Genomic DNA, 14,163 nt, shown 5'->3' on the forward strand with positions numbered 1-14,163 from the left:
TCAGGGCTCCCGGCGGGTGGTCAAGTCGCCCGGAGCCGACGGAAGTCGGAGAGCGGCGACGGCCTGCTGGGCGTGCGTGGTCAGCGGGACGCCCCAGGCCAGGTAGAAGGCGGTGAGGTCCTGGCCGGCCACCTGGCTGGTGAGGACGGCGATGGCGGCCCAGCGGTCCGGGTCGGTCGGCGGGGTGGTGCGCACCCGGTGCCGGACCTCCGGCCAGAAGCCGGCGCCGTACTGGAGGGCCAACTGCTGGAGCATCACCAGTTGTTCGAAGCCGTCGAAGGAGGTCGCGTACGCGACACCGGGCTTGCCGAGCTTGGGCAGGGCGGTGTCGTAGGAGCCCTGGGTGACCAGCCGGGAGGGGCGGGCGTAGGCCGTGCGCAGGCTCTGGGAGTCGATGTTGTTGGAGACCTCGATCAGCTCGGTGGGCGTGATCGCCGACTGCTGGCGGTGGTGGCCCTGCTCGTGCCAGACGCCCCACTCGGCGGCGGCGCTGTCGGCGAGCCAGGCCACGGATTCGTCCTTGAAGCCCATGTACCGGTCGGTGGCGAAGGCACCGCCGACCCGGCGCTCGACCTCGACGTAGTGGAACGGGAAGACGCCGGGGGAGTCCGGCCCGGGGGCGGTGGTGGCGTCTTCGGCGGTGGGTGCGGCGAGTCCGTTGACCGCGTCCTCGACGGCCCGGGCGCACTCCAGGTGGCGCAGCACGGCCTCCGGCGAGCTGTAGGCGTAGCGGGCGGCGGAGTCGCGCGAGAGCGTCACCACCGTGCGCCCGGCCAGGAGTTCGGCGTAGCGGGTGGGCCGCGCGGCCAGGTCGGCGCGCCACTGGTCGGGGGTGGAGCTGCCGAGGACGAAGACCGGGGCGAGCTGGGTGTCGCCGCTCAGGGTGAGGGTGACGCGGTCGGTCGGGGCGCCGTCGAAGACCAGGTGGACCATGCCGCCGCGGTGGTCGGTGATCCGGGTGCCCGTACCGGTGGTGACGATGGGGTAGCGGCGGGCTGCGGCCAGGCCGCCGGCGCCCACCGGCGGACCGATGAGCACGGAGAGCGCGCCGGTGCCGGCGGCGCCGGTGGTGGTCGCGGTGAGGAGGGCGTCCGGCGGCAGGTAGAGGCCGGTCGGGCGGATGTCGGAGGGGAGTTGGCGCAGGCCCTGGCGCTGCTGCTCGCGCTGGGCCGAGGGGCGCCCGGTCAGGGTGAGGGTGTAGGGCTGCCCGGCCACGGGCGGGAGGAAGGGGGCCGTGCCGTCGGGCCCGGTGGGCCGTGGGCAGGCCGGGGCAGTGAGCACGGTCTCGGCGCTGGGGGCCGATTCGACGCCGTCGGCGGAGATGGCGGTCACCCGGTAGCGGTGGAGGCCGCCGGGGCCGAGGCCGGGGTCCTGGTAGCTGGTGGAGTAAGTGAGGGCGATCCGGCCGCCGTCCTGGTAGACGGCGTAGGTGGCCGGGGCGGGGCCGGTCGGGGCGGTCCAGCGGAGGGTGGCGTCGGCGGGGGAGGTGGCGGTGGCGCTCACCGGACCGGGGGCGGCCTGGGTCCTGGCCGGGCCGGCCTGGTCGGCCACCGGACTCTGGGTCCAGAGCTGGTTGGGGCCGCCGTGTGAGCGGTAGAGGCCGGCGAAGGCAGTGGTGCGGGAGTGGTCGAGGGCGAGGGTCGGGTCGGCGGCCCAGAGCAGGGTGTGGGCGGTCGGGTCGTACTGCCAGCGGGAGCGGTCGGTGCCGTTGCCGACCGGGCGGGCCACCACGTACCGCGAGCCGGGGTCGCCCTGGACGTCCAGCACCGGGTACGGGGCGGCCGAACTCTGCACCTGGCCCTGGGCGGTGACGGTCCACCGCTGGGTGGCCGGGGTGGGGCGGCCGGCGGTGGAGGCGCAGGGCTCGACGGTGACCGAGCGGTTGGGGGTAGTGACTTGACTGAGCGTCAGGCACTGCCCTTCGGTGCGGAGTTCGGCGGCATCGGCTCCGGATGGGGCGGTGGTCGCCGTGTAGCCGGGGTCGAAGGACCACTTCTGGTTGTCGCCGGTGCCGGCCGTCCAGAGGGTGGCCAGGTCGGTACCGGTGTTGAAGTCCAGGGTGTAGCCGCCGCCCCGCCAGACGAGGTGGCCGGTGGCGGAGTCGTAGGACCAGGCACCGCTCGCGGTGGCCTCCGGGACGGCGGCGAGGCGGGCGCCGTTGGCGGCGGTGGCGCCGGGCGGGAGGCCGAGGGCGAGGCTGCCCGGCAGGGCACTGCGGAGCGTGCCCTGTCCGTCGAGCTGCCACCGTTGCCCGGCCGGGGTCGGCTCGCCGAGTTCGGAGGAGCAGGAGCGCAGGCGCACCTCCTGCGAGTCCCGCGCCGTCAGGCACTGGCCCAGGACGCGGAGTTCGGACCAGGTGCCGCCGGCCCGGCCGGGCGGGTGCGCGAGCGCGGGCGGGGCGCCGGTCAGCGGGAGGAGGAGGGCGGAGAGGGCCAGCGAGGCGGCGGTGCGCAGGGTGGCGGGGGAGGGCATGATCCGTCGGTCGCCTTCGGGGAGGGGGTCGGGCGACCAGGATGCGCACGTGGGTACGGGTACGAAGCGACTGCCACGCTGAGGGCGGGCCGCACAGTCACCTCGTTGGGGGTCGGAGTCGTGTCAGCTCGGCGGGGAGACGTCGGCCAGACGGTCTAGGCCGAAGCCGCCGATCAGCAGGCGCTCCTTGCGGTTGCCGGTGAGCTGCCGGGTCCAGTCGGTGAAACCGCCGTCGGCGATCTCGATCGGGAGGCCGTCCACCACCGCGTGGATCTTGTAGCAGAGGTCGGTGTAGTAGCCGCGGCCGGTGGCGCGGTCGGGGTCCTCGAGCAGGTCGAGCCCGGGGGAGTCGGCGAGTTCGGTCTGCAGGTGGGCCAGGACGGGAGCGGCGGACGGGTCGAGGGCGGTGAGGCGGAGCTCGGTGCGGCTGACGCCGGCGGCGGCCAGGGCCCGGAGGGCGAAGCGGAGGTGTACGAGCAGGTGGTGGCGTTCGAAGGCGTGGGTGCCGGTGTCCCGGCCGGCGGTGACCAGGCCGAAGAGCTGGAAGTGGGCGAGCCGGCCGGGCCCGGTGAACCGCTGGGCCCGGACCACGCGCTGGCTCGCGGCCAGCCGGACCGGTGCGGTGGAGCGCGGGTCGGCGGCCAGGGCCGCGGCGCGGCGGTGGGCGGCTTCGAGGGCCAACGCGTTGGTGGGGTCGGCGGCGACCTCGGTGCCCCGGATGGTGGCGACCACCTTGCGCGGGTCGACGGTGGCGACGGCCGTGTGGGCGGCAAGCGGGACCAGCGGGGCGAGGGTCAGCAGCTCGAAGCCGGCGGGCAGCGCGGCGATCAGCGCGTCCTCCGCGCGGCGCAGCCGGGCGTGGTCGGTCGGGGCCGGGGCCACGAAGCGGTCGGTGCGGTAGCGGCGGAGCACCTCGGCCGGGGCGAGGCGTTCGGCGCGGCGCCGGAAGACCTCCAGCAGGAGGGTGGTGAGGTCGGCGCCGCTCAGCTCCTCGGCGAGCAGGTCGAGCAGCTCGGGGCGGCCGGGCGTGGCCAGGATCCGGCGCAGGGCGGGGCCGGTGGGGTGATCGTCTTCCGTCATGGTGGGCCAGTGTGGCTGGTCCGGCGGGTCCGGGGCCAGCGGAAATTCCCCGGCGACTTCGCTCCGTACACATGATCGATACGTACGGTAATCAGCCTACTCTGGTGATGATCAAGCCAGTCTGATCACCGGGCGGACTCCGCTGGGGCGGGGGTGGGCAGTGTGGACCGCGCGACGGCCGTGGGTGCTGTTGCGGGAGGGGTATCCGTACATGTCCGCAGAACGACCCGCCGGCAGTCGGCTCAAGACGTACAGCGACCGGAAGTACCTGCACACCACCCTGGTGCGCCACCAGGGCACCACGGTCTCGCTCGCGCTCGACGAGGACCGGCGGATCTTCTACAGCGTGCTCGACTTCGACGCCGCCGTGACCGCGCCGAAGGACGGCGACGAGGAGAGCCGCGCCGATCTGGACGTGCACCACTGGTCGGAGGACCCCAAGGAGTTGGCCTTCCCCGGGAGATCACCCGGGCCGGGTACGCGCTGCTGGGGGCCGACGAGGTGCCGAGGGTGCGCCGCGGCGGGCGGGCCGAGGAGGGCCCGGAGGACGTGTTCCGGGAGGAGGAGATCGACCCGTTCCTCTCCGGCACGGCCCGGTTGACGGCGGCGGTGCCGTTCCAGGCGGTCTCGGACGGGCGGCACATCTTCGTCTTCCGCCAGGCCGTGGACGCCGGGCACGCCGACGCGCTGGTGTGGGACGAGGACGGGCAGCTGACCGGCAACGGCGCTACCGGCACCGCGGTGGCCGACGGCGCGCTGCTCTGCGACCGGTTCGTGCTGGCGGGGGGTGAGCTGCGGCCCGTCCTGGAGGTGCGCTACCGGCGCAGCCGGCACCGCACGCAGCCCGAGTCCGCCAAGGACAGCCTCGGCATCAAGGACATGGACGAGAAGCCGTTCCACGAGCCCACCCTGGAGCTGGCCTTCGCGGGGCGCCCCCGGGAGGGGCGGTTCAGCGTGCTGCTGCTGCCGACCGGGGTCACGGGAGTGAGCCGCTGGCAGTTCTTCGTGCACGGCAAGGCTTCGGGCGCGGTCGAGTCGATCAACGTGGAGCAGGGCGAGGACGGCCTGTTCAACACCCAGGGCAGCCGGCTCTGGACCAGCCCGGACCCGGCCTACCGACCGTCGGTGCTCGAACGCGAGCCCGGACTCTGCCCGTTCACCAAGGCGCCGCTGGTCCCGGTCGAGCCGGAGGCCGCGTACGCCGAATCCGCGCTGAGCCTGCCCGGCGGCACCGGCAAGGGCTACGGCGAGGCGGCGGCGCCGAGCGGGCTGGGCGCCACCGCGTACACCGTCGAGGCGTGGATCAAGCCGCAGGCGGCCGGCGGCACGGTGCTCTCGACCGGTGCGACCGGCGTCGGCCTGTCCGTCACCGACAAGGGCGCCCTGGTGCTCGCCCACGACACGGCCACGCTCAGCACCGCGGAGGGGCTCGTCAAGGCCGGCGACTACACCCACGTGGCCGCCGTCTACGACGGCAGCGCGGCGAGCCTGCTGGTGGACGGCGAGAGCGTCACCTCGGGCACCCTGGCCGCCGCCACGGCGCCGGGTGCCGCCGGCAAGCTGCTGCTCGGCGCGCGGACGGCGACCACCGGTCACTTCGCCGGCGTGCTGGACGAGGTGCGGCTCTGGGCCCGGGCCCGCCGGAGCGCCCGGATCGCGGCCACCCGGGGGGAGCGCCTGGTCGGCGACGAGCCGCAGCTGGTCGCGTACTACCGGTGCGACGAGGGCACGGGGACGACCGCGTACGACCAGAGCGCCAACAGCGCGCACGCGGCGCTGCGCGGCACCGTCGCCTGGGTCACCTCCGACGCGCCGGTGGCCGACCACCCGGGCATCCGCCGCGACGTCTTCCGGGCGACCGGCTACCAGGTCACCGGCGGCCTCTCCGCCGTGCTGCTGCACCAGCAGGAGGAGGGCACCGTCGGCGGCGGGGAGATCCGCCCGCTCAAGCGGCAGGCCCGGGTGCTGCTCACCTGGGCGGCGACGGCCACCGGTGCGACCACCGGTCGGATCGCCGCGCTGGACCTGGCCGTCGGGCGGGACGGGCGCCTGGCCCAACTGCCGGACGTGCTCACCCTGCCGGTGGTCGGCAGCGCCGTCCCGACCGCCGACCCGGCCCGGGAGAACGCGCTCGCCACGGCGATCGCCGCCGACACCGAGGCGGTCGCCGCCGTCCGGGTCCAGCAGCAGAAGCTGCTGAGCGACGCGCGCGGGCGCCGGGGGCTGACGGAGGAGCTGGCGAAGGCACGGCGGAAGTGCACCTCCGCCCTCTTCCGGGCCGACCTGGGCACGACCCCGGTGGTCTGCGAGATCTACACGACGGACGGCAAGCGGCTGGTCGTGGAGAAGGACGGCAAGGGCGTCTACCGTCCCGCGCTCACCTCCGCCGTGCCGAAGGCGGGTGACAAGACCGCCCAGTGGACGGTCAACGGAGCGACCTTCAAGAACCTCCAGACCGGTACCTTCCTGACCGACCAGGGCACCGACAAGGCTCTCGTCCTCGGCAGCTCCAGCAGCCTGACCCTGTGGCGGGAGGGCGGCAGCCCCTTCCCCCGGGACTACCGGCGACCGGGCAGTGCGCAGGAGGACGACGGCAGCTCGGTGTGCTTCCATGCTCCGGGCAAGTACGGCTGTGTGACGGTCGACCTCAAGAACGGCGTCCGGTGGGTGGACACCGCCAACCTCCTCAGGTTCCAGCTGGTGCCCGTCAAGCCCACCGGTGACGCCGTGCTCAAGGCCGTCGCCGACATCGCGACGGTCGCCGCCCGGATCAGGGCCGTCGAGAACTACACGACCACCCAGAAGGCGTTCAACGAGGAGATCACCCGCCTCACCAGCTCGATCCGGAGCAACGAGGAGGAGCTCGGCCGGATCACCGCCTACACCAAGGGCCGCAGCATCCACACCGAGCCGATGAAGCGGCTCGGGCAGGACCGCCTCGGCCTCGGGTACTCCGGCGCGGTGCTCGACTTCGCGGCGGCCAAGGGCTCGCCGTTCCTCGCCGAGAGCGGCACCGGGCACCTCGGCCTGTACTACCGGGACGACCAGGACCGGCTCACCGGGCTGTTCTACGACACCAACGTCGACCGCTCGACCAAGACGGTCACGGCCGCCGACAGCACCGAGGTGCTGCTGACCACCCGGGACGCGGGTGTGGACCTGGCGGACGTCACCGTCACGGTCGCCGCCGGGTCGGTGGCCGGCCGCTGCACGCTGACCCTGGCCGTCCAGGACGGGGACACCGAGACCTGGGCCGAACTGCCGCGCGACGCCGAGCAGTTCGCGGCCGCGCTGAACGGGGTGCGGGAGGCTCCGGTGGCCGTCGCCACCACCGCCTCGTTCAAGGACGGGGTGCTCACCCTGGCCGCGCCCGGCACCGCGCGGGCCCTGGAAGCGGGGGCGCTGCTGGACGTGGGCGGCAGCGTCTACGTGCTCTCCGCCGCCGTGGAGAAGGCCGCCACCGAGCTGCGACTGGTGTACGGCTCCCGGACGGCGACCATCGCGGCCGGTACCAGCGTGAACCTGCTCTCGTACACCCCGGCGCTGGTCACCCACACCCGGCCCGGCGCCGCCGCCCAGTACGGCTCGCGGTACGTCAGCGCCTCGGTGGTCAGCGAGGTCGGCTCCACGATCGGCGCGGTGGCCGACGGCGCGGCCACCACCACCGGAGCCGTCCGGCTGCCGCGCTGGTGGGCCGACCTGCCGGGCCGCGCGCTGACCTTCGCCGCCACCACCGAGCCGCCTGCCCTGCCGGCCGCCAAGCTCAGCCAGGCTCGGCAGAGCGACGACCTCACCATCGAGGCCTGGCTGAAGCCGGCGGCGGGCAGCACCGCCGAGGACACCCGGCGGATCCTGCACGCCAACACCGGGACGGCGGCGCTCGATTCGCAGTACGTGCTGGCGCTCGGCGGCACCACCACCAAGACCACGGCCGGCGAGCGCCCGCTGGTCGTCGGGGTCGGCAACCGCTTCGTCACCTCCAAGGCCACCGTGCCCGCCGACAAGTGGACCCACGTGGCCGCCGCCTTCGAGCAGTCCTGGGCGCTGCGGTTCGCGGACGGGGTGTACGCGCAGGCGCCGCACGCCGACGACCTGAACGTCGGCCGGGACCTGACGCTGGAGGTGTTCCTGCAGACCGACGCGCTCGGCAAGGCCCAGGGCGTGCTCGCCAAGGGCCGCACCGGCGACGGCCGGGGCAGGAGGGTGCCGTACCAGCTGGGCATCGGCACCGACGGCAAGCTGGTCTTCACCTTCGAGGACCGCGACGGCAACGAGGTGCGGTACAGCTCGACCGGCGCGGTCCGGGCCGGCACCTTCCACCGGATCGCCGTGGTGCGCAAGCTCGGTGACTCCCGGGAGGAGAAGAAGGGCACCAAGCAGCTCTCGGTGCTCGACGCGGCCGGCAAGGCCACCTCGATCACGGTGGACGCGATCGAGTCGTTGGTGGTGAGCCGCTGGTCCGACCTGACCTTCTACATCGACGGCGCCGAGGCGGGCAAGGTCCGCCACAATGACGCCGCCGACCTCGGCACCCCCGGCCCACTGGACATCGGCCGGGCCCGGCGCGGCACCGCCACCGAGGAGTTCACCGGGGTGATCAGCGAGGTGCGGGTCTGGAACACCGCCCGCCAGCTGAAGGACCTCGGCAAGGACCTGCCGGTGGTGCCGGAGCGCAGCCCCGCCGACACCAGCGTCGAGGCGCAGCTGCGCCCGGAGGGCCTGGTCGCGCACTGGCGGTTCGAGGAGAACGAGGGCAACGCCGCCCGGGACGAGTCCGGCAGCCACCCGGCCCGGCTGCACGGCCCCAAGTGGACCAAGAACCCCGACCCCAAGGGCAGCCGCTTCCGGCTCTACGTGGACGGGCGGCTGACCGAGGCGACCCCGCTGACCACCGCCCTCGCCTACGGCAGCACGGCCCAGTTCGCGCTCGGCGGCCGGACCGAGGGCTCGACCACCACCGACCGCTACCTCGGCGTGCTGGAGGAGGTGCGGCTCTGGCGCACCGCCCGCAGTGAGGAGCAGATCCTCGACAACCTCTTCGGCCGGCTCACCGGTGACACCGCCGATCTGCTCGGGTACTACCCGTTCGACGACGAGTCCACCGACGCCGCCGCGACCGAGCTGCGCGACCACGGCCCCCGCCGACTGCACCTGCCGCTGGGCACCGACGCAGCCAAGCGGCCCCAGCCGGGGATGTCCACCGCGCCGATCTCCTCCGAGACCCCCGAGGTGCGGCCGGCCTTCGCCACCGGCCAGCCCAGGTACGTGCAGACGATCGCGGGCACGCCCGCCGCGACCGAGTACGCCGACCTCCAGCGCGGCCGGGACGGAGTGAGCCGCGGGGTGCTGAAGCGCGCCTACGCCTACCTCCAGGGCGGCAGCTGGAACCTGATCACCGGCTACAAGCTGGGTGACCTGACCACCGAGTGGGTCGGCCAGGTGCAGTTCGCCCCGCAGCTGGTCGGCTACATCGAGGGCGCGCCGCCGGTGCCCTCGGAGAACCTGATCGCCACCCGGCGGCCCAGCTCGCTGAGCTACATCAACACCACCCAGGTGGAGTTCCAGCAGGCCGACCAGGTGGTGCAGACGCTCAGCTCGGGCAGCGAGTCCACGGTGGACACCGAACTGGCCTTCCGGTTCTCCAACGCCGCCGACGCCGAGACCCTGCTGATCGCCGCGCCGCTCGGCTTCGGCACCGCCAAACCGATCGTCAAGGGCGGCCACAACGTGTCGGGCGGCGGTTCGTTCGAGTTCTCCAACGCCTGGAGCAGCCAGACGGAGGTCTCGGAAGGGGTGAACACCGAGCGCTCCACCTCGATCGGGCTCAGTGGCGGCTGGGAGACGGACGACCCGGCGAAGCAGATCCACGCGGCCGGCGGCCGGCGCTTCCTGCCCGCCAACACCGGCTACGCGCTGGTGCAGTCCGAGACTGCCGACGTGTTCGCGCTGCGGGTGGCGCACTCCGCCGCGGTGGTCGCCTACCGGATGCTGCCCAACCCGGACATCCCCCGGGACTGGAACATGCTGCCGTTCGCGATCAACCCGCGGTACGTGAAGCAGGGCGTGCTGGACGGCATGGTCGGCTACGACGAGACGGTGGACCCGACCACCAACAAGGCCAAGGGCAAGATCCTGGACAAGGACTACCCCCAGGCCAAGGACTACGGGGAGTACAGCTACTTCAAGCCCCGCGAGGCCTACGCGCTCAAGCGCCGGATCACCGAGGCGATGCAGCGCCGGCAGGCGTTCTACGCGGGCGTCTCCACCGAGACCGCGAAGGCCGGGTCCTTCCCGGCGCAGGAGCGGGCGCAGAAGCTGCTCGACCGGTTCACCGGTCCGGTGCCCGGCAACGGCAAGGAGGAGCAGACCCGGAAGCAGGAGGCCGAGGGCTTCGCCCGCCGCGACCTGGTCAACACCTACGTCTGGACGGCCGACGGCGGCTTCTTCGCCGAGACCACCGCGACCACCGACGTGGTGACCGAGACCACCGCCGGCTCCTACCGCTTCCACGGCATGGCGGAGGCCAGCTTCGACACCAGCTTCAAGGTCTTCGGTATCGGCATCGGCTTCCAGCTGGACGGCGCGCTCGGCGGCGGGATCACCAGCACCCGGTCCAGGGCCAAGGAGGCGACCCGCTCCTTCAGCCTGGACGTCAAGGTGGACACGCCCGGGGACATGCAGAGGTACGACGAGCAGTCGAACCCGCTGTTCAACAAGGACGGCAGCCCGGTCGAGGTGCCGGGCCGGGTGGACGCCTACCGGTTCATGACCTTCTACCTGGACAGCGACAAGGCCAACTTCGAGGACTTCTACGGCAAGGTGGTGGACCCGGAGTGGCTGGCCGGCTCCGACCCCAACGCCATGGCGCTGCGGCAGGCCGACCAGGGCGAGCAGAAGCCGCCGTGCTGGCGGATCCTGCACCGGGTCACCTTCGTCAGCCGCAAGCTCCCGAAGGTGACCGGCGAGGCGGACGGCCCGCTGGAGCAGGCCATGCGCAGCGTGGACGTGGGCAGCAACTACGAGCTGCTGCGCCGGCTTGAGCCGCACGTGGATCCGGCGGTCACCGACCGGGACGGGCTCGCCGAGCAGGTGGCGGCGGCGATCGAGCTCGAACTCCCGGGCCTGAGCGCGCACGTGGAGACGATCACGGAGTACTTCGCGGCCTACTACGGGATCAAGTGACCCCGGTGGCATGACGGAGCGCCCGCCCTGACCTCGCGGTCGGGGCGGGCGCTGCGCGGCACCGGGGCTGGGGTCAGCCGCGGAACGGGTTGGCGAAGGAGGCGACGTAGCCGGGGGCGGGGGTGCCGACACCGGTGACGTCGTCGTAGCCCTTGGTGGCGCTCAGGGAGCTGTCGTGGCCGGCCGTGCGGACGGAGGTCACGGTGCCGCCGGAGGCGTCGGTGCCGTTGGCGAAGTCGACCCGGGCCTGGGCGATCGGGTGGTTCGCGCCGAGCGGGGTGTCGGTCACGTCGTGGATCACCCGGCTGTTGGCCCGCTCGTAGATCGAGGGGTTGGCGAAGCCGATCGGACGCTGCTTCGCCTGCTGCGCCAGCGCCTGGACGCCCGCGATGACCGGAGCGGCCAGCGAGGTGCCACCGATGCGGTACTGGTCGTAGCTGACCGACCCGTCGGCCCAGGTCTGGGTCTGACCGACCAGGAAGCCGGTGTTGGGGTCGGCGACGGCCGCGATGTCCGGGATGGTGCGCATCGCGGTCGGGCCGTTGGCCTTGGCGAGCGAGTCCGGCACGATGCCGCGCTGGTAGAACGGCTGCTTGACCGAGGTGCTGGTGCCACCGCCGGCGCCGCCGTTGAAGGCACCCGGCAGGTTGTCCCAGCCCTTGCCGTCGGCCGACAGCTTGGCCTTCAGGGTGCCCCAGCCGGTCTCGAACAGGTACTTGTCGTTCTTGCCGACCGCCAGCGAGGTGCCGCCGACCGCGGTGGCCCAGACCGAGTTGGCCGGGGTGGCGATCTGCTTGGTGCCGGTGTTGGCCGCCTCGTCGCCGTCGTCGCCCGAGGAGAAGTAGAAGCCGATGCCCTGGATCGCACCCATCATGAAGGTGTGGTCGTAGGCGGCCGCGGTGTCCGCGGTCTCGTTGGCCTCGACGTCGGCCCAGGAGTTGGAGACGATGTCGGCGAGGTGGTTGTCGACCACCTTGTTGAGGGCGTCCAGCAGGTCGGGGTCGTTGCAGGAGGCACCGGCCACGTAGACGATGTTGGCGTCCGGGGCCACCGCGTGCACGGCCTCGACGTCCAGCGACTCCTCGCCGTACCAGCCGGAGGCACCGCAGTCGGTGGTGCTGTTCCAGGCGGCCGGGAGCACCTCGGTGTACTGGCCCTTGCGGTAGGCCTGGTCGCCGTTGTTCTTGGCGTACTGGGCCGCGTCGGCCGCCATGGTCGGCGAGGCGTAGGCGTCCGTGATCGCCACGGTCACGCCCTTGCCGGTGAACTTGCCCGCGCCGTAGGCGGCACGGAGCTGCTTGCCGGTGTAGCCGTGGATCGCGTACGGGATCTTGGAGCCGTAGGCGTCCGGCAGCGTCTTGGCGACGTTCTGGCCGAAGTAGCTCGAGAACGGGCCGGAGTTGCGGAAGCCGGCGCCCGGGCCGGGCAGGGTGTCCTGCGGCTTGGCGGCGTGCGGCGTGTTGTCCAGGCCGGTCACGGTCAGCACGGCGTCGGCCAGCGCGGCCGGGGCCGAGGCGGCCTGGGCCGGGGCGTGGTAGGTGCGGCCGTTCTTGCGGAACTGGTGCAGCGTGGTGGCGAAGGCCGTGTGCACGGCGGCGGCGTCACCCGTCACGGATATGTAGTGCTGGTTGGTGCCGGTGACGGTCAGGCCGGCCGACTTGAGCCAGGCGGTGACGGCGTCGATCTGCTGCTTGGAGGCCCCGAAGCGCTGCTGGGCCTGGTCCGCCGACAGGTACTTGCCGTAGTGCGGCGAGTTCGGGTCGGAGACGGCCTGCGCGTAGGCGGCGAGCCCGGCGGCGTCCCGGCCGGCCAGGTAGACCCGGGCGCTGACCTGGGTGGAGTCGGCGGCGGCGCCCTGGTCGGCGGCGGCGTCGGTCCAGGCGGGCTTGGTACCGGCCAGCGCTGCGCGCCCGCCGGGCACGGTCTGTGCCTGGGCGACGGGAACGGCGGCGAGGGTGCCGACGAGCAGCGAGACGGTCGCGACCGCTGCCCGGATGCCCAGCTGGTGCCGGCTATGACGGTTGGACAAGGAGTCCCCCCTCAGGATGGACACACGGTGGTTCGTGCGTCTGACTGGAGCGGATCATAGCGGCGGGACAGGTGTGGTCAACAGGTATGGATCGGCTGAGTGTTCGGACTCAACCCGACGGTATGCAGAGGGTATTCCGACGCTTTGCATCCACTTGATGCTTTGTCGATAAAGTCCGCCGAATCGCTGCGTCGGCTGGGCCCGCAATAGCGCCCTTCCGGAGACCCTGCTGCTTCTTCACCGGAAGGGTCCCCGTTACGGTCGTCAGGAATCGCGGCGCCGCCGGTGTCGGCCGACACCGTGACCCCCACCGCCGCCACGCTCAACGTGCTGCCGGGGGCAGTACTCCGTCGCCCGCACCCGGGTCCTGGACAATGCCCGGATCCCCGCCGACGGTTCGCTCACGGTGAAGGCGGCCGGAGCATCCCCGCCCTGCCCCGCCGGTCTCCGCGCCGAGGGCGGCGAGCAGGCGCAGGCCGTCTTCGGCGGGGGTGCCGGGGAGGGCGGAGAGGACGACCAGCTCCAGGCCGGAGCCGTCGGGGAGGGAGAAGTTCTCCTGGTGGAGTTCGAGCCGGCCGACCATGGGGTGGTGGTAGGTCTTGCGGCCGTGGGTGCGCGCGCGGACGTCGGCGCGGGCCCAGAGGCGGCGGAAGCGGTCGCTGCCCATCGCCAACTCGCCGATCAGCGAGGCGAGTTTCCGGTCGTCCGGGTACTGGCCGGCGGCGAGCCGGAGGTGGCCGACCACGTCCAGGATGCAGTCGTCCCAGTCGGCGTAGATGCCGCGGTCGGCCTCCTCCAGGAAGATGTGCCGGGCGATGTTGAGCCCGGGCAGGTGCGAGCGGCTGTAGAGCAGCCGGGCGAGCTGGTTGCCGGCCAGCACGTCCAGCCGATGGTCCATCACGAAGGCGGCCGCGCTGGGCACCAGGTCGAGCACCCGCAGCAGCTCGGGCCGGACCCGCCCGCTCGGGGCCTTGGCCCGGCGGCGGGGCTGGCGGGCCAGCCGGTGCAGGTGCCCGCGCTCGATCTCGTCCAGGCCGAGGATGCCGGCCAGCGCGTCCAGCACCTGCTCGGAGGGCTGGGTGGCCCGGCCCTGCTCCAGCCGCACGTAGTAGTCGACGCTGACCCCGGACAGGTGCGCGACCTCCTCGCGCCGCAGCCCCTCGACCCGGCGCCGGCTGTCGGTGGTGATGCCGACCGAGGCCGGATCGACCCGAGCACGCCGGGTCCGCAGGAAGCCCGCAAGATCGTCCATGCGCTCCAGTATGACCGCGAACGGCCCCGCCGAAGGTGGCCCTGCCAGTACCAGGAACCCGGGTCCGACGGAAGCGGCGCCCCTGAACGGCGAGCCCCTCGGCACGAAGAATCGGAGCCGTCCTCGGAACGCTCCGGGGCCGACCCTG

6 protein-coding genes are annotated in these 14,163 nt (G+C 73.1%); 2 read left to right on the plus strand and 4 right to left on the minus strand.

Annotated elements, in window-relative coordinates; genetic code table 11:
- Entirely contained in the window at window positions 1-2,472 is a 2,472-nt protein-coding gene (locus CFP65_RS37975) for a M60 family metallopeptidase (protein WP_104820431.1), read from the minus strand.
- Between the two features lie 123 nt (window positions 2,473-2,595).
- Window positions 2,596-3,552 carry a hypothetical protein gene (locus tag CFP65_RS37980; protein ID WP_217368232.1) on the minus strand — a complete coding sequence of 319 codons (957 nt, stop codon included), beginning with the start codon at window positions 3,550-3,552 and terminating at the stop codon, window positions 2,596-2,598.
- A gap of 211 nt (window positions 3,553-3,763) precedes the next feature.
- Here CFP65_RS37980 and CFP65_RS41705 point away from each other — a divergent pair, with 211 nt between their 5' ends.
- Both CFP65_RS41705 and CFP65_RS37985 read left to right on the plus strand, forming a co-directional pair.
- Window positions 3,764-4,153 carry a hypothetical protein gene (locus CFP65_RS41705; RefSeq protein WP_254552784.1) on the plus strand — a complete coding sequence of 130 codons (390 nt, stop codon included), beginning with the start codon at window positions 3,764-3,766 and terminating at the stop codon, window positions 4,151-4,153.
- Complete coding sequence (locus CFP65_RS37985) at window positions 4,063-10,734, plus strand: LamG domain-containing protein (RefSeq protein ID WP_254552785.1); 6,672 nt, start codon at window positions 4,063-4,065, stop codon at window positions 10,732-10,734. Before CFP65_RS41705 ends, CFP65_RS37985 begins: the two co-directional genes overlap by 91 nt.
- A gap of 73 nt (window positions 10,735-10,807) precedes the next feature.
- On the opposite strand, the gene CFP65_RS37990 is transcribed toward CFP65_RS37985, so the two are convergent.
- A complete protein-coding gene (locus CFP65_RS37990; protein ID WP_104820432.1) occupies window positions 10,808-12,763 on the minus strand; it encodes a protease pro-enzyme activation domain-containing protein in 1,956 nt (651 codons plus the stop codon).
- 322 nt (window positions 12,764-13,085) lie between these two features.
- Complete coding sequence (locus CFP65_RS37995) at window positions 13,086-14,015, minus strand: helix-turn-helix transcriptional regulator (protein WP_104820433.1); 930 nt, start codon at window positions 14,013-14,015, stop codon at window positions 13,086-13,088.
- Between the last annotated feature and the right edge of the window lie 148 nt (window positions 14,016-14,163).

The sequence above is a fragment of the Kitasatospora sp. MMS16-BH015 genome (assembly GCF_002943525.1).
GTDB lineage: Bacteria > Actinomycetota > Actinomycetes > Streptomycetales > Streptomycetaceae > Kitasatospora.